The organism is Microbacterium resistens (assembly GCF_031456305.1).
GTDB lineage: Bacteria > Actinomycetota > Actinomycetes > Actinomycetales > Microbacteriaceae > Microbacterium > Microbacterium resistens_A.
Window position 1 is genome coordinate 232,268 of sequence record NZ_JAVDUM010000001.1, and the last position, 23,772, is coordinate 256,039.

Sequence of the window (23,772 nt, forward strand, 5' to 3'; positions counted from 1 at the left end):
GGCGTCAGCTGAGCGGGCGGAGCTCCAGGCTGCCCGGGGCATCGCCCGTGCGCACCGAGGCGAAGGCGGAGTAGCCGTCGGCCGCGGCGCGCTCCAGGAGCGCCTTCAGGTTCTTCGTCCGCCGCTCCAGGCGCACCCGGGCGACTCCGCCCGTGTCGAGCAGGGCGGACTTGTGCGCCAGGAGCTCCGCCACCGGGACGTCCGCATCGTGCACGAGCACCGCGGCGGCGGCCGTCTCGTCCTCCCGATCCGCGACCAGATCGACGATCCGCTCGAAGCCGATCGAGAACCCGACCGCCGGGACGTCCTGTCCGAGGAACCGCCCGATCATGCCGTCGTAGCGGCCTCCGCCGCCCAGCGAGTAGTCGACCGAGGGGTGGGCGAGCTCCAGGATCGTGCCGGTGTAGTAGCCCATGCCGCGGACCAGGAACGGGTCGAAGACGAGGGGGATCGGATCGATTCCCGGGGCAGGCGTCCGCGCGGCCGCGACCGCCTCGCCGAGGCCCACGAGGTGGCCCACGACGTCGTCCGGGGCGCCCTCCGGCAGCGCGCTCCTGATCTGGCGCTCGCCGTAGGGGTGGTACTCGGTGGTCCGCGGCCGGCGGAGGAACGCCTCGAACGCGTCCACCGCGGCCGGCGACGCCTCCCGCGTGCGGAGCTCGGCGACGATGCCGTCCTGGCCGATCTTGTCGAGCTTGTCGATCGTGATGAGGACCCCCGGACGCTCCTCCGCCGTGAAGCCGAAGGAGTCGAGCATCCAGTCCAGCGCCCGCCGGTCGTTCACCCGGACGGTGCCGCCGTCGAGCCCCAGCGCATCGATCGTGTCGAGCGAGGCGACCACGAGCTCGGCCTCGGCGCGAGCGGAGTCATCGCCGATCACGTCGATGTCGCACTGCACGAACTGCCGGTAGCGCCCCTTCTGCGGACGCTCCGCCCGCCAGACCGGACCGATCTGGATCGACCGGAACACGGACGGCAGCTGCCCCCGGTTGGTCGCGTAGAAGCGGGCGAGGGGCACCGTCAGGTCGTAGCGGAGCCCGAGGTCGGAGAGCGCGGCGGGGTCCTCGGAGGCCTCCCGGATGGCGGCGGCGTCAAGCCCCCGGCGCAGGACGGAGAAGGAGAGCTTCTCGTTGTCGCCGCCGATCCCCGCGTGCAGCCGTTCGTACTCCTCGACGACCGGGGTCTCGATCTCGTCGAAGCCGTGCGCGCGGTACCGCTCGCGGATCGTCGCGAGCACGCGCTCACGGCGTGCCTTGTCGGCGGGCAGGAAATCGCGCATGCCGCGCGGAGGGTTCACGGTGGCCACGGATCCATCATCCCAGGTCGACGGATGCCTCCCGGATCGGCCGGGATTGCCGGATCGGTCGGATCGGTCGGGGTCGGCCGGGTCGGCCGGGGTTGCCGGGGTTGCCGGGGTTGCCGGGTCGGCTGGGTTGCCGGATCGGCCGGGGTGCTGGATCGGTCGGGGTTGCCGGATCACCCGGGTCGCCGGATCGGTCGGGGTTGCCGGATCGGTCGGGCTCCTGTCCCCCTTTCGGGGATCCGCGTCCCACAATCGGTGCCCCATGTCCCACTTCTGGTTGCGAAAAGGCCCCCGAACCAACAGAAATCGGGACACATCGAAACCGGATGGCCCTCGAACAGGACCGCCCAGGCCTTCCCTCCGTGTCCCACTTTCTGTTGCTGGCAGGCTCAGAACCAACAGAAATCGGGACACGGCTCACGGAAAGTGGGACATGGGCGGCGGCGGCGGGCTCACGCCTCGGCGGCGCGGACCTCGCCCTCCAGGCGACGCAGACGCTCGCGGAGCGCGCGCTCGGCATCCCACCCCTCGGCCCTCGCCCGAGCGACCAGCCCGAGAAGCGCATCGCCCAGCTCCGCCTCAGAGGTCGGAACCGGAACCGGAGGCGGAACCGTGGCCGGAATCGAGGTCGCCTGCGGCGCCTGCCCACTCACGGCCCCCGCTCCAGCCCCGACCCCACGTAGATCGGCCGGCGCGCTCGTACCCGCCACGCCCACGCCGGTCACACCCACGCCGGTCACACCGACGCCCGCACCCGCGGCGCGGCCGAGCAGCTTCTGGGCGAGCGCCAGCGCCGGCATCCCCCGCGGCACGCCGTCCAGCACGCTCCGGCGCTCGTGCTTCTCCGCGGCCTTCGCGGCGTTCCAATGCACCAGCACCTCCTCCGGCGTCTCGGCCACGGCATCCCCGAACACGTGCGGATGCCGGCGCACCATCTTCTCCGTGAGGGTGCGGGCGACGTCGTCGATGTCGAACGGATCCTCCGGGTCCTGCGCGGCGATCGCGGCGTGGAACAGCACCTGCCAGAGCAGGTCGCCCAGCTCCTCCCGCAGCTCGCCCCGCGCGCCGGTCTCGACGGCGTCGATCACCTCGTGCGACTCCTCGATGAGGTAGGGCACCAGCTCGCGATGGGTCATCCGCTGCGACCAGACGCACCGCTCGCGCACCTGCCGCATGGTCTCCGCCGCTTCCCGGAGCGGGTCGGTCGCCGCGAGCCGGTCGGCCGCCGCCGCCCCCTCGCTCATGCCGCCGCCCCCTCGCTCATGCCGCCGCTCCCGCGGCCCGGCGATGGCTCCGCGCACGCATCGAGACGAGGACGGCGGCGAGCACGAGCGCGATGAGGGAGCCGACGAGGACGCCGAGGATCGCCTGATCGCGGATGAGCGCATCGTCCGCGAACGCGAGGTTCGCCAGGAGGAGGGAGACGGTGAACCCGATGCCGCCGAGCGCGCCGGCCGCGAGGATGTCGGCGAAGTCCAGCCCCGGTGCCGTTCCGCGGGGCCGGATGCGCATCGCGACCCATCCGAACACGGCGATGCCGAGGATCTTGCCCACCGGCAGCGCCACCACGATCGCCCAGAACGCCGGTGACAGCTCCGACGGCGACAGCTGCGGGATCACCACGAACGCGGCGACGAAGGCGAACAGCGGCAGGATCAGGGCGTTGACCCAGGGCTCGAGGACGTGGCGGGTCGCATCGGCAGGACGGGGGGCCATCGCGAGGCCGAGCATGACGCCGGCGATCGTCGCGTGCACGCCCGAGGAGGCGACGAGCCCCCAGGCCGTCAGCCCCACGATCACCATGAGGATCGCCGCCGGGACGCGCATCCGACCACCGAGCATCCGGCTGAGCGCTCCGAACACGATGACGGCGAGGACGCCGAGGCCGAGGAGCAGGAAGTCCAGGTCGTGCGCGAACAGCACGGCGATGAAGATGATGCCGACGATGTCGTCGAGGATCGCGAGGGCGAGGAGGAACACGCGCACGCCCGTGGGGAGCCCGCGTCCGAACACCGCCAGGACGCCGAGGGCGAACGCGATGTCGGTGGCCGTGGGGATCGGCCATCCGCTGCTCGTCGTCGGCCCGCCGGCGATCAGGAGGTACAGCGCGATCGGGACCACGATGCCGCCCGCCGCCGCGATCGCCGGCTGCACGGCCTTGCGCACGCTGTTGAGATCGCCGCGGGTCAGCTCGTACTGCAGCTCCAGGGCGACGACGAAGAAGAAGACCGCGAGCAGCCCGTCCGAGACCCAGTGCTCGATCGAGAGGTCCAGCGTCGTGCCGGGGACCGCCAGATGCGCGCCGAGGAGTCCCTCGATCCCGTCGTGCAGCGGGGAGTTGGCCAGCAGCAGCCCGACGGCCGCCGCCCCCAGGAGGAGGATCGCGGGGAACTGCTGCGAGCGGAGGAGTCTCAGGCGGCCAGTCATCCCCTCCATCGTATTGCCGCGCGCGGAACCGCCGCTCGGGCGGAGGCGGCCCGCAACTGCCCGCAACGGTTCAGGGCGGCTCAGCGGGCACCGTCGCGAGGGATACTCTCGAACGGTGACCCCCGAACCCACGAACACCGAAGCCATCGCCCTCGTCGGCCGTTTCGAGGCAGGGCGCGAGATCCCGGAGGCCATGCGCGCCGACGTGCGCATGCTCGGGGCGCTGCTCGGCCAGGTCCTCCGCGAGTGCGGCGGCGACGGCCTGTACGAGGACGTCGAGCGACTGCGGATCGCGACCATCCAGGCGTACACGGATGAGTCCTCCGATGCCTTCGAGCGCGCCACCGCGATCGCGGACTCGTTCACGGTGCAGCGCGCCGACGAGGTCGCCCGCGCCTTCACCGCCTACTTCCACCTCGTCAACCTCGCCGAGGAGCATCAGCGCGTGCGGGTGCTCCGCGAGCGCGCCGGCGTCCCCGGACGCGAGGAGGCCGGCGACACGGTCGCCACCGCCTTCGCCCGGCTGCGCCGCGAGGTCGGGGAGGACGAGGCGCGCCGCCGTCTGGCCGCGCTCCGCTTCCACCCGGTGTTCACGGCCCACCCGACGGAGGCGCGCCGCCGCGCCGTGTCGTCGAGCATCCGCCGGCTCGCCGGACTCCTCGTCGAGCACGACGCCGCCAGCACCGGCGGGGCCGAGGAGCACCGGGCACGGCGGCGCATGCTGGAGGAGATCGACACCCTGTGGCGCACCGCGCCCCTCCGTGCCGAGAAGCCGACGCCCACCGACGAGGTCCGGACGGTCATGAGCGTGTTCGACGAGACGCTGTTCACGACCGTCCCGCACGTCTACCGCCGCATCGACGACGAGCTTCGGGGCGAGGACTCCGGCAGCTCCGCCCCCGTCGCCCCCGCGTTCGTGCGGATCGGGTCCTGGGTCGGCGGCGACCGGGACGGCAACCCGTTCGTCACCTCCGCCATCACGCGCGAGGCGGCGGCCATCGCCTCCGAGCATGTGCTGCGCGGCCTGGAGCGCGCGATCGAGCGGATCGGACGCACCCTCACGCTCGGCGCAGAGGGCACCCCACCGAGCGCCGCGGTCTCCGCGCTCTGGACCCGGCTCGCCGAGGGGGACGCCGAGGCCGCGGCCGAGATCGCCACCCGCTCCCCCGACGAGCCGCACCGCCGAGTCCTGCTGCTCCTGGCCCGCCGGGTCGCGGCCACGCGCCGCGGCGACGACGACGCCTACCGGGAGCCCGGGGAGCTGCTGGCCGACCTGCGCACGGTCCAGGATTCCCTCGCCGCCGCCGGCGCTCGTCGGCACGCGTTCGGGGGCGTGCAGCACCTCATCTGGCAGGTGGAGACCTACGGCTTCCACCTCACGGAGCTCGAGGTCAGACAGCACTCCCAGGTGCACGCCCGTGCGCTCGCCGAGCTCGACGGCGGAGGCCCCCTCAGCGCGCAGACCGAAGAGGTGCTGGAGGTCTTCCGCGCGATCGCCGGGATCCAGCGCGCCTCCGGCCCGCGGGCCGCCGGCCGCTACGTCGTGTCCTTCACCCGCTCGGCCCAGGACCTCGTCGCGGTGCACCGGCTCGCCCGGCACGCCTTCCCCGACGGCGGCGGCCCCGTCCTGGACGTCGTCCCGCTGTTCGAGACCTTCGCCGACCTGCAGGCGGCCCCCGCGATCCTCGCCGAGGTCGTCGGGGATCCGGACTTCGCCGGCAGGCTCGCCCAGACGGGCCGGCGCCTGGAGGTCATGCTCGGCTACTCCGACTCGTCGAAGGACGTGGGACCGGTCGCCGCCAACCTCGCGCTGTACGCGGCTCAGGCGGAGATCGCGCGCTGGGCGAAGGACTCCGGGATCGAGCTGACCCTGTTCCACGGACGCGGCGGCGCGCTCGGCCGTGGCGGCGGGCCCGCCAACTCCGCGATCCTCGCCCAGCCGCCGCACTCCGTGGACGGCCGGTTCAAGCTCACCGAGCAGGGCGAGGTGATCTTCGCGCGCTACGGGGAGCCCGCCATCGCCATGCGTCACATCGATCAGGTGGCCGCGGCGACCCTGCTCGCCTCCTCCCCCGAGGTCGAGGAGCGCACGAGCAAGGCCGCTGCGCGCTTCGCCGACGTCGCGGCGGTCATGGACACCGCCTCCCGCGAGCGCTTCTTCTCCCTTGTGAAGGCCGAGGGCTTCGCCCCCTGGTTCGCGACCGTGACCCCGCTCGAGGAGATCGGCCTGCTCGCGCTCGGCTCGCGTCCCGCCCGGCGCGGGCTGTCGGTGGAGTCGCTGGAGGATCTGCGGGCGATCCCCTGGGTCTTCGCGTGGACCCAGGCCCGCATCAACCTCGCCGGCTGGTTCGGTCTCGGGACCGCGCTGGAGGCGGTCGGCGACGCCGAGCTGCTGCGCTCCGCCTACCGGGACTGGCCGCTGCTGCGCACGATGGTGGACAACGTGGCGATGAGCCTCGCGAAGACCGATGACCGCATCGCCCGCCGCTATCTCGGTCTCGGGGACCGTCCGGAGCTGGCCTCCCTCGTGCTGGAGGAGCTGGAGCTCACCCGCACCTGGGTGATCCGGCTCACCGGCGGCAGCGAGCTCCTGGAGAACAAGCCCGTGCTGCAGCGCGCGGTGAAGATGCGCAGCCCGTACGTGGACGCGCTGTCCCTGCTCCAGCTGCGGGCGCTGCGAGGACTCCGCGACGCCGCGAGCACGTCCGAGGGTGACGCCGCACCGGATCCGGAACTGCAGCGGCTCCTGCTCCTCTCCGTGAGCGGAGTGGCCGCAGGCCTGCAGAACACCGGCTGAGCCCGCGCTACAGTGAAGACTCCGCGCCGCATCCGGCGCCCTGCGCGACACGACCGCGCTTCCTCGTCTCTTCGTCCAGAAAGCTCCCCGCGTGACCGAGACCGCAATGCTTGCCCCTGAGTTCCATCCGCTTGCCGACATCGTGCAGCCCGTCTTCGACACCGTGCAGGCGCGCAGCCCGCAGGAGCCGGAGTTCCACCAGGCCGTGCACGAGGTGCTGCACTCGATCACGCCCGTGCTCGTGAAGCACCCCGAGCTCGGCGAGAACGGTGTGCTGGAGCGGCTGGTCGAGCCGGAGCGGCAGATCATGTTCCGCGTGCCGTGGATCGATGACACCGGCCGCCTGCAGGTGAACCGGGGCTACCGCATCCAGTTCTCCTCGGCCCTCGGCCCGTACAAGGGCGGCCTGCGCTTCCACCCCTCGGTGAACCTGTCCATCATCAAGTTCCTCGGGTTCGAGCAGATCTTCAAGAACGCGCTCACCGGCCAGGGCATCGGCGGCGGCAAGGGCGGATCGGACTTCGACCCGCACGGCAGGTCCGACGCCGAGGTCATGCGCTTCTGCCAGTCGTTCATGAACGAGCTGTACCGGCACATCGGCGAGCACACCGACGTCCCGGCCGGCGACATCGGCGTGGGCGGACGGGAGATCGGGTACCTGTTCGGCATGTACCGCAAGATCACCAACCGCCATGAGTCGGGCATCCTCACCGGCAAGGGCATCGGCTGGGGCGGCGCGCAGGTGCGCACCGAGGCCACCGGGTACGGCGCGGTGTTCTTCGTGCAGGAGATGCTCGACGTGCACGGCGAGTCCCTCGAGGGCAAGCGCGTTGTCGTGTCCGGATCCGGCAACGTCGCCATCTACGCGATCGAGAAGGCGCAGCAGCTCGGGGCGCGCGCGGTCACCGCGTCCGACTCGTCCGGCTACATCGTCGACGACGCCGGCATCGATCTCGCCCTGCTGCGCCAGATCAAGGAGGTCGAGCGCGGCCGCATCGTGGAGTACGCGAACCGGCGTCCGGGCGCGCGCTTCGTCGAGCGGGGCACCGTCTGGGAGGTGCCGGCGGACATCGCGATCCCGGCGGCGACGCAGAACGAGCTGAGCGAGGAGTCCGCGCACATGCTCATCGCCAATGGCGTTCGTGCGGTCGCCGAGGGGGCCAACATGCCCTGTGTGCCCGAGGCCGTCGAGGTCTTCCAGCGGGCAGGCGTCCTCTTCGCACCGGGCAAGGCCGCGAACGCCGGCGGCGTCGCGACCTCGGCATTGGAGATGAGCCAGAACGCGGCGCGCCAGCGCTGGGGCTTCGCGGAGAGCGAGCAGCGGCTTCGCGACATCATGGCCGACGTCCACCACGCGGCGTTCTACGCCGCCGAGCGCTATGACGCCCCGGGCGACTACGTGGTCGGCGCGAACTGCGCCGGCTTCGAGCGCGTCGCCGGCGCCATGCTGGCCCAGGGCGTCATTTGACCCGGCGCGTCATCTGACCCACTGCGCTCGCTCGCGCCGCGGTTCCTGCCGCGGCGCGAGCTGCTGTATTCCGCGCCCGCGCTGTCGATATCCGCACTCGCGCTGCTGATTCCCGCTCACGCGCCAACGATCTGCGCAGCGCGGGCAAGATTCGGCAGCGCGAACGAGCTTTCACGACCCTTACCGCCTCCCCTGCCACCGCTCCTGCCGCGCTGCTGTATTCAGCTCACGCGCCAGAAATTCACGCAGCGCAGACAGAAATCAGCAGCGTGAACGCAAATATCGACAGCGCGAGCGGGGTCAGCCGACCTCGCGGTCGTCGGCATGGCGTGCGAGTGAGCGGCCGTAGCGCTCGGTGAGCTGCACCATGAGGTCGGGGGTGTCCCTGTCCAGGCCGAAGACGTAGCCGGGGAAGTCCAGCTCGCGCTGCGCCGCGGCGATCTCCTCGTGCCGCTCCGGCGGGAGGACCAGAAGCGGATCCCCCACCGCGACCCATCCGATCGGCACCACCGTGTCGGGCGGCACGGTCGTCCGCAGATGCACCACCGCGTTGATCTGCACCTCGGCGCGCTCGCCGATCCGCGCCCCGTTGAACACGCGGGTTCCGGTCGCGAGGAACACCTCATCGGCGATCGTCGCGCCGGACACCGAGGCGCCGGGGCCGACGAGGACGTGATCGCCGATGTGCGCGGGCCCGGTCGCCGTCGCCCGGATCACGGCGTTCTCCATGACGATCACGTTCTCGCCCAGCGTGATCGGACCGCCCTCCGCCGTGATGACCGCGCCGTGGAGCACCTGACACCCCGGCCCGATCTCCACGTCGCCCGAGATGACGGCGGAGGGGGCGATGACGGCCGTGTCGTGGATCCGGGGCCGAGCCCCGAGGTGCTCGTAGATCATGCCGCCAGCGTAGCCGCGCGGTCGGACGGTGTCAGCCCGCCCCGGCGGATCACCGGGTCAGTGACCGGCGTCGACGGCGTCCGCCTCGGTGAGGTCTGCCGCCGAGGAGACCCCGCGGAGTGTGATTCCGGCGAAGACCGCCGCCCCGATCATGAGCACCGCGCCGATCCCGCCGGTCCAGGCCGACGCCTGGCTGAACGAGCCCGTGGCGAGGTCGGCCAGCGACGCACCGATCGTCCCCGGAAGCTCCGCCGCGATCGCGAGCGCCGAGGCGAGGGTCTCCTCCGCTGCGGCGAGCGCGCTCTCCGGCACTCCGAGCGCGGCGCCGTCGGCGAGGCCGGAACGGTAGAACGCGAGCAGCACCGAGCCCAGGATCGCCGTGCCGAGCGCCGTCCCCAGCTCGTACGCGGTCTCGCTCACGGCGGCGGCCTGCCCGGCGTTCTCGCTGCGGACCGAGCTCATGATGATGTCGTTCGTGAGGGTCAGCCCGACGCCCGCCCCCAGCCCGACCAGGCAGAGCGAGACCGCGATCACCACCGGCGAGGTGTGCGGCGTGAGCGTCAGCAGGAGCGCGAACCCGCCCGCCGTGACGACGGCGCCGACCGCCACGAGCACCGACGCCGGCACCCGCTTGACCAGGGCGGCGGCGATGAAGCCCGCCGTCGCCGAGACCGCCGCCTCCGGGAGCAGCCACAGCGCCGACTGGATGGGGGTGAGCCCCACCACGAGCTGGAGGTACTGGGTGAGGGCGAAGAGCGACCCCACGAGTGCGAACACCGAGACGAGGTCGACGATGACCGCGCCCGAGAAGGCACGGACGCGGAACAGGCGGACGTTGATCATCGGGTCCGGGATCCGCAGCTGCCGACGCCCGAAGACCACGAGCAGCACGAGGCCGGCGACCAGCACGGCCAGTCCGCTCCAGGGGCTCTTCCCCTCGGCCAGCGTCTTGATGCCGTAGACGACGGCGATCATCCCGACGAGCGAGAGGACGACGCTGAACGGATCGATGCGTCCGGGGGCGGGATTCCGGCTCTCCGGGATGAAGAAGGGGGCGAGGATCAGCAGCAGCACCATCACCGGGATGTTCATGAGGAAGGCGACGTGCCAAGTGAAGTGCTCCATGATCCAGCCGCCGACGATCGGCCCTCCGGCCGCGCCCACCGAGGCCATCGCCGCCCAGACCGCCATCGCCCCGCGCCGCTGCGCGCGGTCGAGGAACATGTTGCGGATGAGCGAGAGGGTGGACGGCATGATCGTCGCCCCGGCCACGCCAAGAAGCGCGCGGGAGAGGATGAGCATCCAGGGCGCCGTGGCCAGCGCGCCGAGGATCGAGGCGGCGACGAAGCCGACCGCGCCGATCATCAGGAGCCGCCGACGGCCGATCCGGTCGCCGATCGACGACATCGTGATCAGCAGACCGGCGATCATCAGCGCATAGATGTCGAGCATCCACAGTTGCTCCGCGCCCGAGGGCTTCAGCTCCTCGGTGATGGCGGGGAGCCCGAACATGAGCACCATGCCGTCGATCGAGATCAACAGCATGGGGAGCACCAGGACGGCGAGACCGATCCAGGTCCGCGGTGTGGCGCGCTTCTCGGCGGGCGTGGTCATCTGGTCTCTCCGATCGTCGATCCCTCGTTACTTCACCAAACAGTGTACTACACCAAATGGTATAGTAACGTGACGGAGGAGGGGACATGGCACGACCGAGCGGACGCACGGCGATGATCGAGGCGGCTCTGCGCGTGATCGAGGAGCACGGGATCGCGGCGCTCACGCTCGACGCCGTAGCCGCCGAGGCCGGAGTCACCAAGCGCGGCCTGATCTACCACTTCCCCACCAAGCACGCCCTGATCGGCGGGATCCACGAGTTCCTCGCCGAGAGCGCAGACGCCGCCCTCCGCGCAGCGCTCGGCAAGGACCCCGCCGACGCCACGGAGGAGGAGCGCACGATCGCCTATGTGCGCACGGCGACGACTCCCACGCCGCGCCTGGATCTGCGCCTGATCGCCGAGGCGGCGAACGATCCGGAGTGGATGGCCCCATGGCAGCGGATCGGGGAGATCTGGTTCCCGGACGCCGAGGTCACCGAGGACGTCGACGAGCGCATGCTGCGCAACCTGATCGTGCGGATGGCCGCCGACGGACTCTGGGGCTACGAGCTCACCCCCGGGGCGACGCTCGCCCCGGCCATCCGCGAACGCGTGGTCGATCGGATCATCGCGCTGCTCGACGCGCCGACGCCCTGACCCTCCGAGGTCGCCGCCGCATGCGGCGCGGCCGACGGATACCCGACGTCGGACGCGTCAGCCGCAGTCCTTCTCGACCGTGTAGGGGGCGTCGACGAACTCGATGCTCGCCTCCGAGGCGGCAGCGTGAGGGACGGCGACCGCGGCGGCGATGAGCGGAACGCTCCAGATCATGGTGCGACGGGTGAGGGTCGCGCGGGAGGTCGTGTCTTCGGCGGTCATCAGGAGGCGTTTCCCGTCGTGCAGATCGTGGTGATGGTCGTGACGGCGTGCAGTGGAGCGGATGAGGTCGCAGCCGAGGCCTCGAGGGCGGTGGCGCCGAGGCCGGTGCCGTAGATCCGCGCGCTGACCTGTCCGTTCTCGTCGGCGGGAAGGACGATGGTGCTGCTCCCGTCCTCGAAACGGGCGATCCCGGGATCCGTGATGGTCAGGGTGACCGGCGTGCCCCGGGGAACCGGGAGCGATGTGCCGGGCCCACCGGTGAGGCGCACCGTGACGGTCTCCGTCTTCGCGGGGACGACCGCCTCGATCTCGGCGATCTGAGGACCTGCCGCGGTGATCTGCCCGGCCGGGTAGACGAAGGGATCCCATCCCGGTTGTGTCCCGCCGGTACGGGTGAGCGCCTGCGCGTCCGCGGGCATGTCGGAGAGAAACCGGATCGTGGTGGTCTCCTGCGTCGGGGTGAACGTGTACAGGTACGCCTGCCAGTCCGGCCCTGCGGCGGGATCCTGCGTGGTCGCGAGCGGCAGGACGTATTCGGTGCGCGCCGTCCCCTCCCCCGTGTCGGCATACAGCGCGGCCTGCCGGAGCGGCGCGCCACCGGCTCCCCTCAGGACGTCGACGTTCGTCGATGCGAGGAAGCGGACGGTGACAGGGACGCCTGGCCGGGTGGCGAGCGTCGTCTGGATTCCACCGAAGCGCGCAGCGGCGTTGAGGTCGACCGACCTCTTGCCCGCGCCCAGCCCGGTGTCCGCCTCGCCGTAGACCTCGGCTCCCGCTCCGATCGCCGTCCACCCAGGGAGCCAGCTCTCGCCCGCCGCGAGGACCCTGCGCTCCGCCGGGCCGATCGAGGAGCCGCTGAGATCGGCGAAGGAGCCGTTGACGACATCGACAGGCACGCCCAGAGGCAGGACCGCCGCAGATTCCGGGGCTCCGCAGGAGGGGGTCTCACCCCGCAGCGCGGACGACACGATCGTGTAGACGGAGACGTCCGCCGGCATGCCCACGGGGGCTGCCCAATGGTTCACCTTGAGGTCGGCCCCGCACGCCTGCTGCAGGTTCAGGTTCGTCACGTTGCTCTGCGGATGCTGCACCCAGGTCCCGTCGAGGGCCTGCCCCGCCGCGGGGATGTAGGAGCCGCCTTCGGCGACCCCCGTCGTGTCGAACAGCGGCGGTGTGATCGTGTCGTCACCCGTCGTCCCCACGGCCGTGTAGCGCACAGGTCCCGGCGCCGGGTCCCCGGCGTTCAGCGTCTGCAGGAAGCTCGACCCCCACGCCATGTCCTTGCACGCCTGCTGCCTGAAGAGACAGAGGAAGTCCTCCAGGCGCCCCTGCCCGTTCGTGCCCTGCTGCACGCCGGACAGGCCCACGTACTGGTCGATGACCGAGTCGAGCCCGTTGTACTTGATGGCGTATCGGCCGATCGTCCCGCCCTGCGAGAACCCGACGTACCCGACCCGCTCCGCACCGATCTCGTCCCGGAACGCCCGGACCTGATCCGCGATGGTCGCCGCGGAGGCGGCGATGCTCCCCGTGCCCGATCGCGGGCTCCCGTCCAGTCCCTCCCCTGGGTCCAGCGTCCCGTCCGCGGCGGGGATCCCCATCACGCGGACCCGGTACCCCTCCGCCTCCAGACGGTCGGCGAGCTGGCGCATGTTCTCCGCCTGCCCCCAGGTCCCCGCGAGCAGGAACACTCCCCGCACCGGCGCCGCGGAGGCCTCGCCCATCGGCACCACGGCCCCGAGCACCGCGAGGGTCGCGACGGACAGCACGGCGAGAAGACGTCGAAAGCGCACCACAGATATCCCCCAGCAGCAAAGACGAGAGGCCCCCCATAGACCACTCCCGTACGCTCCACGATCCCATCCGGGCCGAGAGCGTCGGCCTCGAACACGACCGACCGGTCACCCTATCCCCGGATCTCCACTGGGTCTCCTCTGGACCAGGGCGTCCGGATCCGATACGCCGGTCGGCGGAAGTAAGCTGACCGGGGAAAAGCGCTCTGACGTGGGGAAACATCGTTCGCCTCCGATCGGTCGGGCACAGGCGACAACAAGGGCGCGCTGTATGTAGAAGCACTCATGAGCACTGTCGATGCCCTGCGATCGACGATGCCGCTAGGCTCTCGAACATGCAATGCCGCTGAGCCCGTCCCCCTCCCCGCCGCCCGCGCACCTGCGCCCCGCGGCTCATCCTGGAAAGGCTCTCTTCGTCATGCACCCCGAACGACTCCCCCTGCACGGGCGGACCGCGCTCGTCACCGGCGTCTCCCGCCGTCGCGGCATCGGCTATGCCGTCGCCACCACGCTCGCCCGGCTCGGTGCGCACGTCTTCATCCACCATCACCGGCCCCACGACCTCGACCAGCCCTGGGGCGGAGACGACCTCGACGCGGTGCGCGCCGGAATCGCCGCCGCCCTCGCTCCCGATGCGCGGATGGGCGATCGCGGCGGAGATCTCGCCGCCGCCTCCGTGATCGAGGATGTCCTGGATGCCGCATCGGCCCTGACCGGATCGCTCGACATCCTGATCTGCAATCAGGCGGTCAGCGGATCCGACGGCGGCGTCCTCGACATGACCCCCGAGCGCCTCGACAGGCACTGGGACGTGAACGCCCGCGCCACGCTGCTGCTGACCGCCGGCTTCGCGCGCCGGAAGGCGCACGCGCTCGGAGCCGTGACGGAGCGGGTGCTGCGGCCGGGTGAACGGCCGGATGCGCTCGGTCCTTTCGAGAGGCCGACCGGATCGGTGGTCTGGATGACCTCGGGACAGGTCCACTCCCCGATGCCCGGCGAGGTCGCCTACGCGACGAGCAAGGCCGCGCTCGCCGGAGTGACGGCGAGCGCGGCCGCCGACCTCCTACGCCTCGGGATCACGCTGAACACCGTTGATCCCGGTCCGGTCAACACCGGCTACCTCGACCCCGAGAGCTCCGACCGCGATGCCGGGGCGATGGACTGGCTGGATCGGCTCCCGTTCGGCCGCCTCGGCGTCCCCGACGATCCGGCACGCCTGATCGGCTGGCTGTGCACCGAGGCCGGGGCATGGATCGTCGGCCAGGTGCTCACCAGCGACGGAGGCTTCCGCCTGACCTGATCAGGACCCGCCCGCCGGTGGGGCGGAACGGTCAGATACTCCGCCCCACCGGCACGGCAGCCGGTCAGGCCAGCGGCTCGTAGACGTCGGTGATGAGGTCGTCCTCGCCGACCTGGTCCGGCGTGGTGAGGTACCGGTTGAACGCCTTGCTCGCGATGGTCCCGTCGTCCCTCACGGCCAGCCCCTCCGCGGCGAGACGATCGTTGATGAGGTCATGGGCCTCGCTGATCTGCGAGTACGGGCCCCGCACCTGCGCGACGAGGCAGTCGCGTTCGGGCAGCTCGAGGATCTCCAGGGGCGCCTCGACGCGGGTTCCGGCCGCGACGGGGGCGAAGATCGAGAGGTCGACGTCTTGGTCGGTGTACTGGTCATCGTGCTCGATGACGCCGCATGGCCCGGCCTGCGTGATGCCCTGGGCGATGAGGGCCGGCAGCATCCGGTCCCAGAGCTGATCCTCGTCGCTGTAGGTCGGGACGGTGCCTCGAAGGGCGACGACGGTCATCGCGGGGACGGTGGTGCGGTCGATGGTGATCGACATTCTGGGTTCTCCTTGGTCGAGCAGACGGTTGATGAGGGAGAGCCGTCCCTGGGCGGCGCGCAGTTCTTCGGCCAGGCTCGTGCTCTGCAGGTGCAGGGCGGTGGACCAGGCCGGAGTGCCGCGGGCGGCGAGGAGGGCACCGATGGCGGAGACGCCGAAACCGACATCGCGCAGGTTCCGGATGTCGGCGGCGTCCGCGAGCTGGCTCGGGGCGTAGCGCCGGTATCCGGTCCACGGGTCGCTGTCGACGGGAACCAGGACGCCATGGGCGTCGTAGTGTCGCAGCATCCGGACGGACAGCCGGCTCAGCGAGCTGAACCGGCCGATCGTCATGAGGTTCGTGGTCTCGGCCATGAAGCCAGCGTCGCACCTGACACGGTGTCAGAGGCAAGCGCCGGTCAGGCGTCGCCCGGTGCCGAGACGATCCGGATCGTGCGCTGCCTGTCGTCGAGGACGTGGTTGAACCGCTTGTAGTGGCGGAGGATGATGCCCCGTTCGACGATTCGAGCACCCGCGATGGTGGCGACGAACCTCTCGACCGACGGGATCTCGTCCGGACCACGGAGCCAGCACTGGATCAACAGATTGCTCTCCCCGCCGACGATCGCGACACAGACCCGCACCACCCGTTGCTGTGAGAGCTCATGCGCGATCGCGCCCAGGCGCTCGGGGGAGACCGAGAGCCACAGCACCAGGTCCACGGGGCGCCCCACCGCCGCGTGGGAGACCTCGCAACGCTGAAGAAGGTGACCGGCGCCGAGGAGGTCGGCGAGAGCACGCCGGGCGGTCGGCTCGGATTCGCCGAGACGCTCGGCCACCCGCCGGACGGACATCCGTCCGTCCTCGTTGAGGAGGGCGAGCAGGGGCTCTCGGAGCCGACGGGCCGCGGGCCCGAGACCCCGGGAACTGTCAGGAGGACGGCGTGTGGCGGCAAGCGCCCCGCTGCTCTCCTCATCCAGCGCACCGACACGCCAATCAGCCCCCTGACGGAAGATACGGGTCACGACGGAGACGCGGTGCGCCTGAATGCCCGGGATGGTGGAGACGTCATCGATCGCGGCGACGTTCAAGGCCTCGATGCGCGGGACGACGGCGAGAGCGAGGAGCCCGTACGAGCCGCCGCCCTGCGTCTGGACCGTGACGAAGCGAGGCCGTTCCACGAGCTCCGCGGCGATCCGCGCCGTGTCACCGGGTGCGCACGCGATCTGGATGTGCGCGAACACGGCGGGCGATGCCGGTCCCGGAGTGCAGGCGATCCAGGCGAGTCCCTCGTCGCGCAGGCGAGCCCAGCGCCTGCGCGCGGTCCTCGTCTCGATGCCGAGCGATCGTCCGATGTCGCGCCACGTCGCACGCGGTGACAGCTGCAGTGCTTCCACGAGCGAGAGGTCGTCCTCGTCGACGAGGTTCGAGGGCGAGGACATGCGCTCATCGTACGGTCTTTCCGCTCGTGATGAGCATGTCCGTCGTTATGACGAGAACGAACCGATTTCGAGTGCTTTCTGACGCAGAAGAGCATTGCAAGGGCTTGTGGCGCAAGCCGCGGATAGCGTGACGGCGACCCCGTTCCCGATGAAGCGAGCGCCCCCGATGATGAGAATCCGCACCGAGACCTTGACGACGACGTCCTTCCGCACAGGACGGACTCTGCGGCTACTGGAACGCGTCGGCAACAGGCTGCCGCACCCGTTCTACCTGTTCCTCATCGTCGCGGCGCTCGTCGTGGTCGGCTCCGCCATCGCCTGGGCGTTCGGGGCAACGGCGATCGACCCGTCCAGCGGGGAGCGCGTCCCGGTGCGCAGCCTGCTCTCCGCCGAGGGGCTCGCCTACATGGTCACCTCGGCGATCCCGAACTTCGTCGCCTTCCCGCCGCTCGGACTCATCCTCACCGTCATGCTGGGCATCGGGCTCGCCGAGCGGGTCGGACTCATGGAGGCGCTGATGCGCCGCTCGGTCGCCTCGGCGCCGCCCCGGCTCACGACGTTCGTCATCGTCGTCGTCTGTCTTCTGAGCAACCTGGCCTCGGACTCGGCGCTGCTCGTGCTTCCTCCGCTCGCCGCGGCCGCCTTCCTCGCCGCGGGGAGGCACCCGTTGGCCGGATTCGCGACGGCCTACACGGCGGTGGCCGCGGGGTTCAGCGCGAACGTCGTCATCGCGGGGACGGACGTCCTCATGTCGGGCATCAGCACCCAGGCGGCGCGCATCGTGGATCCGGACCTCCACGTCTCGCCCCTCGCGAACTGGTTCTTCATGTCGGCGTCCACGCTCGTGCTCGCGGTGGTCATCACCGTCGTGTGCCATCTCGTCGTCGAGCCCCGGCTCGGCCACTACGTCGGTGCCGTGGCAGATGCCCCGCCGGAGCCGATCACCGCGGAGCAGCGCCGTGGCCTCCGCCGGTCCGGGGTCGTCGCCGCCGTGTTCGTGACGGTCCTCGCCCTCGCCGTCGTCGTGCCGGGGTCGCCGTTGCGCGGCGAGGACGGCGACCTTCTCCGGTCCCCGTTCCTCGAGGGACTTCCCCTGTTCATCCTCCTCTTCTTCGTTGCGGTCGCGATCGCCTACGGCAGGGGCGCGGGAACCCTCTCCTCCTGGGGCGAGGTGCCGGTCACGATGGCCGGCCCCGTGCGGGACCTCGCTCCCTTCATCGTCGTGATCTTCGCCGCCGCGCAGGCGATCGCGTACTTCAACTGGACGGGCATCGGCCTCGTCGTGGCGACCGGCGGAGCAGAGCTGCTGGAGACGCTGCACCTGGACGGCATCTGGGGGCTCCTGTTGTTCAGCATCCTGGTGGCCGTCCCCGCGCTGGTCATCGGGAGCGGATCGGCGCTGTGGGCGCTCATCGCGCCGATCGCGATCCCCATGTTCGCGGTGACCGGAATCGATCCGGCATACGTCCAGGCAGGGTTCCGGCTCACGGACTCGGCGACCAATCCCCTGGTCCCGATGAACCCGATGCTGCCGGTCATGCTCGGCATGATCCAGCGATACCAGCCTCGGGCGGGCCTCGGGACGTTCTTCAGCCTGGTCCTCCCCTTCACCCTGGCCGTGTGGGGCACCTGGCTGCTGCTGTTCCTCGTCTGGGGACTGCTCGGGCTGCCCGTCGGACCAGGGCACGGCCTCCTGCTCTGATCCACGCCAAAGACCTGACCCCGAAAGCAAAGGAAAGACACCATGGAAAACACCCGCGCCTGGCTGCAGAGCATCCGCGACGAGATCGAGCCGTCGATGACCGAGCTCGATGCGGAGCTGGTCGGCGTCGCCGCGCACCTGCACGCCCACCCCGAGACGCGTTTCGAGGAGGTGGAGGCCTCGCGCCTCCTCACGGAGCGACTGCGCGAGCACGGATTCGAGGTCAAGCGGGGATTCGCGGGATTGGACACGGCGTTCGTCGGCCGGTGGGAGAGCTCCCCCGGGACGGATGCGCCGACGATCGCGATCTTCTGCGAGTACGACGCCCTCGAGGGCATCGGTCATGGATGCGGCCACAACATCATCGCCGCCTGCGGGCTCGGCGCCGCGATCATCGCCAAGACCTGGCTCTCGCAGCATCCGGAGACCCCGGGACGCCTCGTCGTCGTGGGCAGTCCCGGTGAGGAAGGCGGAGCGGGGAAGGTGCCGATGATCGAGGCGGGCGTGCTGGACGGAGTGGATGCGGCGATGATGATCCACCCGCTCTTCTGCGACCTCGTCGACATGCGGTCCCTGGGCCGCTCAGCTCTGGACATCTCCTTCGACGGCCGCGCCAGTCATGCGTCCGGGAGCCCTCACGACGGGATCAACGCACTCGACGCGGCGACGCTGACGCTGACCGCGATCGGCCTGCTGCGACAGCAGATGCGCTCCGATGCACGGGTGCACGGCATCATCTCCGACGGCGGGCAGGCACCGAACATCATTCCCGAGCACACGGCGCTCCGCGTGTTCGTGCGGACGCCGGGCAGCCAGGAGGACCTGCGGTCGCTCACGGAACGCGTGAGCAACTGCGCCCGCGGCGCGGCGCTCGCGACCGGCTGCACCGTGCGGATCGACGAGGAGACGCCGGCGTATCTGCCAATGCGTCAGAACAGGGCGCTCGGCGAGGTCGCGTGGCACGCCTTCGAGACGATCGGACGCACCCCGATAGAGCCCTATGCGGGCATGGGCGCAGGCTCCACCGACATGGGCAATGTGAGCCTGCGGGTCCCGTCGATCCATCCGGTCATCCGCCTCGGCGATGGCCTGAACATGCACACCCGGGAGTTCTCCGAGGCAGCGGGCGGACCGGAGGCGGCGGGCACCGTACGGGACGGCGCGCGAATCCTCGGGCTGACGGCCATCCGCGCTTTCGCTGACCCTGCGCTCCTCACCCAGGCCAGGGAGGAGTTCCAACGAACACCCGCCACCCGGAGCTGACACGACCGGGCACGGACACGACGGGTTCCGTGACGGAGGGCGCGACTGGTGTGCCCTCCGTCACCCTCGAGGCGTGATGCGGCATCGGCCCGAAGGCTAGGCGACCGGGACCGGATCCGGGAACAGGGCGGTGAACAGCTGGCCGACCCATTCGAGCAGACCGGCATCGGTCGGAGCCTCTCCCCCGGGACGGGGCATCGGCACGACCAGGGCCTCTCCCCCGCCGACGAGCTTGGCCTGCGGGTAGAGGCGCTGCAGGCGCACCTTCATCGAGTCCTCGAAGCGCGCGGGGGCGACGCGCAGGTTGCTCCCCATCGCCACCACATCGGTGAGCCCGGCTCGCGCCGCGCGTCGGCGCAGGCGCGCCACGGCGACGAGCCCCTCGACCTCGGCGGGCAGGGCACCGTACCGGTCGGTCAGCTCGTCCACCACCAGGCCGATCGCCTCGTCCGGTGCGGTCGCCGTGGCCGACGAGGACAGCTTCTGGTAGGCCTCCAGGCGCAGCCGCTCGCTGTCGATGTAGGCGTCGGGGATCCGGGCATCCACCGGCAGCTCCAGCCGCAGCTCGGCCCCGGTCTCGGTCTCCTCGCCCCGGAACGTCGCCACGGCCTCGCCGATCATCCGCAGATACAGGTCGAAGCCGACACCGGCGATGTGCCCGGCCTGCTCCGCGCCGAGGAGGTTGCCCGCGCCGCGGAGCTCCAGGTCCTTCAGCGCCACCTGCATGCCCGAGCCGAGGTCGTTGTTGACGGCGATCGTCTGCAGCCGATCGGCTGCGGTCTCCGACAGCGGCTTCATCTCGTCGTAGAGGAAGTACGCGTAGGCACGCTCGCGTCCGCGACCGACGCGCCCCCGCAGCTGGTGCAGCTGGGAGAGCCCGTACCGGTCGGCGCGATCGATGATGATCGTGTTCGCGTTCGAGATGTCCAGGCCCGTCTCGATGATGGTCGTGCAGACGAGCACGTCGAACTTGCGCTCCCAGAAGTCGTCGACGACCTGCTCCAGCTGATGCTCGCCCATCTGCCCGTGCGCGACGGCGATGCGAGCCTCCGGCACGAGCTCGGCGAGCTCGGACGCGACGCGCTGGATCGACTGGACCCGGTTGTGCACGTAGAAGATCTGTCCCTCGCGCAGGATCTCGCGCCGGATGGCGGCGCCGAGCTGCTTGTCGCTCTTGGGGCCAACGAAGGAGAGGATCGGGTGGCGGTCCTCCGGGGGCGTCGCGAGCGTGGACATCTCGCGGATCCCGGTCACCGCCATCTCCAGCGTCCTCGGGATCGGCGTCGCGCTCATGGCGAGGATGTCGACGTTGGTCTTCAGCCTCTTCAGCGCGTCCTTGTGCTCGACGCCGAAGCGCTGCTCCTCGTCGACGATCATCAGGCCGAGGTCCTTGAAGCGCACCTGCTCGGTGAGGATCCGGTGCGTGCCGATGACCATGTCCACCGACCCGTCCAGCAGCCCCTCCACCACCTGCCGCGCCTCCTTGTCGGTCTGGAAGCGGGAGAGCGGGCGCACCTTCACCGGGAACCCGGCGAAGCGCTCGGTGAAGGTCTCCAGATGCTGCTTCACGAGCAGTGTCGTCGGGACGAGCATCGCGACCTGCTTGCCGTCCTGGATCGCCTTGAACGCCGCGCGCACCGCGACCTCGGTCTTGCCGAAGCCGACGTCTCCGGACAGCAGCCGGTCCATCGGGATCGGACGCTCCATGTCCGCCTTGATCTCGTCGATCGTCTGCAGCTGGTCCGGCGTCTCGGCGAACGGGAAGGCCTCTTCCAGCTCCCGTTGCCACGGCGTGTCCGGGCCGAAGGCATGTCCCTTGGACGACATCCGTGCCGAGTAGAGCTTGACCAGCTCCACCGCGATGTCGCGCACGGCCTTGCGTGCCTTGCCCTTGGCCGCCGCCCAGTCGCCGCCGCCCATCTTCGACAGCGTCGGCGCCTCGCCGCCGACGTACTTCGAGAGGAGGTCGAGCTGATCGGTCGGCACGTAGAGCTTGTCGCCGGGGTAGCCGCGCTTGGAGGGCGCGTACTCCAGGACGAGGTAGTCGCGCGTGGTCCTGGTCGGGTTCCGGCCACCGGAGGAGACCTCGCGCTGCGTCATCTCCACGAACCGGGCGATGCCGTGCGTCTGGTGCACGACGTGATCGCCGGCCTTCAGCTGCAGCGGGTCGACGACATTCTTGCGCCGCGAGGCGAGCTTCTTCACGACCCGCTGGTCGCCGCCGATCGTGCGGCCGTAGAACTCGTTCTCCGTGAGCACGGCGAGCTTCGCGTCCGGCACCTGGAAGCCGGCCTCGACCGACCCCACGACGAGCGTCGCCACCCCCGCGTCCGGCGCGTCGGGCAGTCCGTCGACGATCCGGGCGGCGACGCCGCGATCGGAGAGCACGTCCCTCGCCCGGTCGACCAGCCCCGCGCCCGAGGCGACCAGCACCACGCGCCACCCCTCGGAGACCCGCGATGCGACGAAGTCGATCGCGCCGTCCACGTTCCCGTGGAAGGAGGGGATACCCGCGGCGATCTGGCCGTCGCTCCCCTGCTCGAAGAGGGCGTCCTCGGACCCCGGGTCGAAGGCGCTCAGCCGCCACCACACGCCGTCATGGCCGTGCACCGCATCGCGGAGGTCCGGGATCGAGAGGAAATCGCCCTGCTGCAGATCGATCGGCGCCGAGGCCCCGGCCGTCGCGGCGCTCCACGCCGCCTCCAGGAACTCGCGGTTCGTCTCGCCCAGGCTCCCTGCCCTCGCACCCGACCGCTCGGGATCGACCAGCGCCACGGCGGCGCCGGTGGGAAGGTACTCCGTCAACGGCACGACGGGCCCCGCGACGACGGGCAGCAGGGACTCCATCCCCTCGACGGGGATGCCCTCGGACATCTTCTGCAGCATCCCGGCGATGCCGGGGAAGGCCGTCACCAGCGCGCCGGAGCGCGCGCGCACCTCGGGCGTGAGCAGCAGCTCCCGGCTCGCGGGCAGCACGACCTCCGCGATGTCGCCGGGCAGCGAGCGCTGGTCGGCGACCGAGAACAGGCGGATCTGATCCACCTCGTCGCCGAAGAACTCCACGCGCGACGGGTGCTCCGCCGTCGGGGGGAAGACGTCGAGGATGCCGCCGCGCACGGCGAACTCCCCTCGCCGGGACACCATGTCGACGCGGGAGTACGCGCGTTCGACGAGATCCATCGCGACCGCGTCGAGGTCGAAGCCACGACCGCCGACGCGCAGCACGAGCGGCGCGACCGTGCCGAGGCCGGCCGCGATCGGCTGCAGGGCCGCACGCACCGAGGCGACGACGATCAGCGGGCTCGCCGCATCCCAGGTCGTCATGCGGCGGAGCACGTCCAGCCGCCGCCCCACCGTGTCCGGGCTCGGGCTGAGCCGCTCATGAGGCAGGGTCTCCCAGGCGGGGAAGGTGAGGACCTCCGCCTCCGGCACGTAGGAGGCGAGCGCCGCGGCGAGCGACTCCGCACGTCGCCCGGTGGGGGTCACGGCGAGGAGCGTCGCCGGCTTCCCGGACGCCGCGCGACGGCCGAGGAGCCCCGCGAGCATCGGAGCGTCCATGCCGTCTGCAGCGAGCAGATCGGCGTCGGTCTGGGCCCAGCTCAGGGCGTCGCGGAACGGCGACGCATCCTGATCCAGGGCGCGGATGATCCCCTGCACAGTCACCGGACGAGTCTACGGCGAGCCTCGGACACCGGGACGATCACGCCCTCTGCTCCCCGGAGAGGCGCCTCCCGCCACTCCCGCCACAGGGCCCGCCGTCTAGGATGAACGCGTGAGCGATCCTCAGCAGCCGTCCGTCCCGCCGTCCGAGGCGACCGCGGCGTACCCGGTCCCGCCGCAGTGGGCGGCGACCGGACAGGCCGGCCCGCCCGCGCCCGCCCCGACGCCTCCGGGGTATCAGGCGGTCCCCGCCTACCAGGCCCCGCCCGGGGCGTACGCGGGTCCCGCGGCGACCGGTTACGACACGCCCTTCACCCCCGAGCAGGACCGTTCCTCGACCGGTGGCGGGCTGGGCCTCACGGCGCTCGTCCTGTCGCTCATCGCCACCATCGGATCGTCGATCGCCGGCGGCTGGGCCTCATTCGAGATCGGGCGCGGCGTGATCGACGTCGACAACCTGCGCGCGCTGAACGGCTCGATCCTGCGCGTGCTCTCCCCCGTGCGTGACATCGTGCTCTGGGCGGAGATCTCCTTCTGGACGGGCACCGTCCTCGGGATCCTGGCCTTCGTCGTCGGGATCATCGCGACCGTCCGTCGGCGAGGACGGGGAGCGGGGATCGCCGCGATCGTCCTCTCGGTCCTCGGCCCGATCGTCTTCGGCGGCGTCGTCTTCACGCTCCTGACGATGGGCGCGGCCGCCGGCACCGCCCAGATCAACGGCTGAGC

The 23,772-nt window shown here is 71.0% G+C and carries 17 protein-coding genes; 7 read left to right on the forward strand and 10 right to left on the reverse strand.

What is annotated here, in order from left to right:
- Positions 1–4 precede the first annotated feature (4 nt).
- From J2Y69_RS01150 to nhaA, 3 genes are all read right to left on the reverse strand, one after another.
- A complete protein-coding gene (locus tag J2Y69_RS01150; RefSeq protein WP_310017016.1) occupies positions 5–1,279 on the reverse strand; it encodes a histidine--tRNA ligase in 1,275 nt (424 codons plus the stop codon).
- A gap of 476 nt (positions 1,280–1,755) precedes the next feature.
- Positions 1,756–2,547, reverse strand: a complete 792-nt coding sequence (locus J2Y69_RS01155; RefSeq protein WP_310016676.1) for a nucleoside triphosphate pyrophosphohydrolase — start codon at positions 2,545–2,547, stop codon at positions 1,756–1,758.
- 16 nt (positions 2,548–2,563) lie between these two features.
- On the reverse strand, positions 2,564–3,730 hold the full coding sequence (nhaA, locus tag J2Y69_RS01160; RefSeq protein WP_310016678.1) for a Na+/H+ antiporter NhaA: 1,167 nt from the start codon (positions 3,728–3,730) through the stop codon (positions 2,564–2,566).
- 193 nt (positions 3,731–3,923) lie between these two features.
- Here nhaA and J2Y69_RS01165 point away from each other — a divergent pair, with 193 nt between their 5' ends.
- Complete coding sequence (locus tag J2Y69_RS01165; protein WP_310017018.1) at positions 3,924–6,527, forward strand: phosphoenolpyruvate carboxylase; 2,604 nt, start codon at positions 3,924–3,926, stop codon at positions 6,525–6,527.
- A 106-nt stretch (positions 6,528–6,633) separates the two neighbouring features.
- The gene (gene gdhA / locus J2Y69_RS01170; RefSeq protein ID WP_310017020.1) at positions 6,634–7,995 is read left to right on the forward strand and encodes an NADP-specific glutamate dehydrogenase; all 1,362 of its coding nucleotides are present in this window, start codon (positions 6,634–6,636) and stop codon (positions 7,993–7,995) included.
- 300 nt (positions 7,996–8,295) lie between these two features.
- Here gdhA and J2Y69_RS01175 read toward each other — a convergent pair whose 3' ends face one another.
- Both J2Y69_RS01175 and J2Y69_RS01180 read right to left on the reverse strand, forming a co-directional pair.
- Positions 8,296–8,895 (reverse strand): gamma carbonic anhydrase family protein, encoded by a 600-nt coding sequence (locus J2Y69_RS01175; protein ID WP_310016680.1) that lies wholly within the window; start codon positions 8,893–8,895, stop codon positions 8,296–8,298.
- A gap of 57 nt (positions 8,896–8,952) precedes the next feature.
- Positions 8,953–10,509 (reverse strand): MFS transporter, encoded by a 1,557-nt coding sequence (locus J2Y69_RS01180; protein ID WP_310016682.1) that lies wholly within the window; start codon positions 10,507–10,509, stop codon positions 8,953–8,955.
- Between the two features lie 86 nt (positions 10,510–10,595).
- On the opposite strand from J2Y69_RS01180, the gene J2Y69_RS01185 reads away from it, so the two are divergent.
- A complete protein-coding gene (locus J2Y69_RS01185; RefSeq protein ID WP_310016684.1) occupies positions 10,596–11,147 on the forward strand; it encodes a TetR/AcrR family transcriptional regulator in 552 nt (183 codons plus the stop codon).
- 57 nt (positions 11,148–11,204) lie between these two features.
- Here the strand turns inward: J2Y69_RS01185 and J2Y69_RS01190 are convergent, their stop codons facing one another.
- On the reverse strand, positions 11,205–11,369 hold the full coding sequence (locus J2Y69_RS01190) for a hypothetical protein (RefSeq protein ID WP_310016685.1): 165 nt from the start codon (positions 11,367–11,369) through the stop codon (positions 11,205–11,207).
- A complete protein-coding gene (locus J2Y69_RS01195) occupies positions 11,369–13,162 on the reverse strand; it encodes a lipase family alpha/beta hydrolase (RefSeq protein WP_310016687.1) in 1,794 nt (597 codons plus the stop codon). Before J2Y69_RS01195 ends, J2Y69_RS01190 begins: the two co-directional genes overlap by 1 nt.
- Before the next feature lie 418 nt (positions 13,163–13,580).
- Here J2Y69_RS01195 and J2Y69_RS01200 point away from each other — a divergent pair, with 418 nt between their 5' ends.
- Entirely contained in the window at positions 13,581–14,462 is an 882-nt protein-coding gene (locus J2Y69_RS01200) for an SDR family oxidoreductase (protein ID WP_310016689.1), read from the forward strand.
- 64 nt (positions 14,463–14,526) lie between these two features.
- Here J2Y69_RS01200 and J2Y69_RS01205 read toward each other — a convergent pair whose 3' ends face one another.
- On the reverse strand, positions 14,527–15,354 hold the full coding sequence (locus J2Y69_RS01205) for a MerR family transcriptional regulator (RefSeq protein ID WP_310016690.1): 828 nt from the start codon (positions 15,352–15,354) through the stop codon (positions 14,527–14,529).
- A gap of 44 nt (positions 15,355–15,398) precedes the next feature.
- Entirely contained in the window at positions 15,399–16,421 is a 1,023-nt protein-coding gene (locus J2Y69_RS01210) for an AsnC family transcriptional regulator (protein ID WP_310016692.1), read from the reverse strand.
- A gap of 190 nt (positions 16,422–16,611) precedes the next feature.
- Here J2Y69_RS01210 and J2Y69_RS01215 point away from each other — a divergent pair, with 190 nt between their 5' ends.
- Positions 16,612–18,123, forward strand: a complete 1,512-nt coding sequence (locus J2Y69_RS01215; RefSeq protein WP_310016694.1) for an AbgT family transporter — start codon at positions 16,612–16,614, stop codon at positions 18,121–18,123.
- A 42-nt stretch (positions 18,124–18,165) separates the two neighbouring features.
- Positions 18,166–19,386 (forward strand): M20 family metallopeptidase, encoded by a 1,221-nt coding sequence (locus tag J2Y69_RS01220; protein WP_310016696.1) that lies wholly within the window; start codon positions 18,166–18,168, stop codon positions 19,384–19,386.
- Positions 19,387–19,482: 96 nt separating this feature from the next.
- Here the strand turns inward: J2Y69_RS01220 and mfd are convergent, their stop codons facing one another.
- A complete protein-coding gene (mfd, locus tag J2Y69_RS01225; RefSeq protein WP_310016698.1) occupies positions 19,483–23,049 on the reverse strand; it encodes a transcription-repair coupling factor in 3,567 nt (1,188 codons plus the stop codon).
- Positions 23,050–23,158: 109 nt separating this feature from the next.
- Between mfd and J2Y69_RS01230 the strand changes: the two genes are divergently transcribed.
- Positions 23,159–23,770, forward strand: coding sequence for a hypothetical protein (locus tag J2Y69_RS01230; RefSeq protein WP_310016700.1), 612 nt, complete (start codon positions 23,159–23,161; stop codon positions 23,768–23,770).
- Positions 23,771–23,772 lie beyond the last annotated feature (2 nt).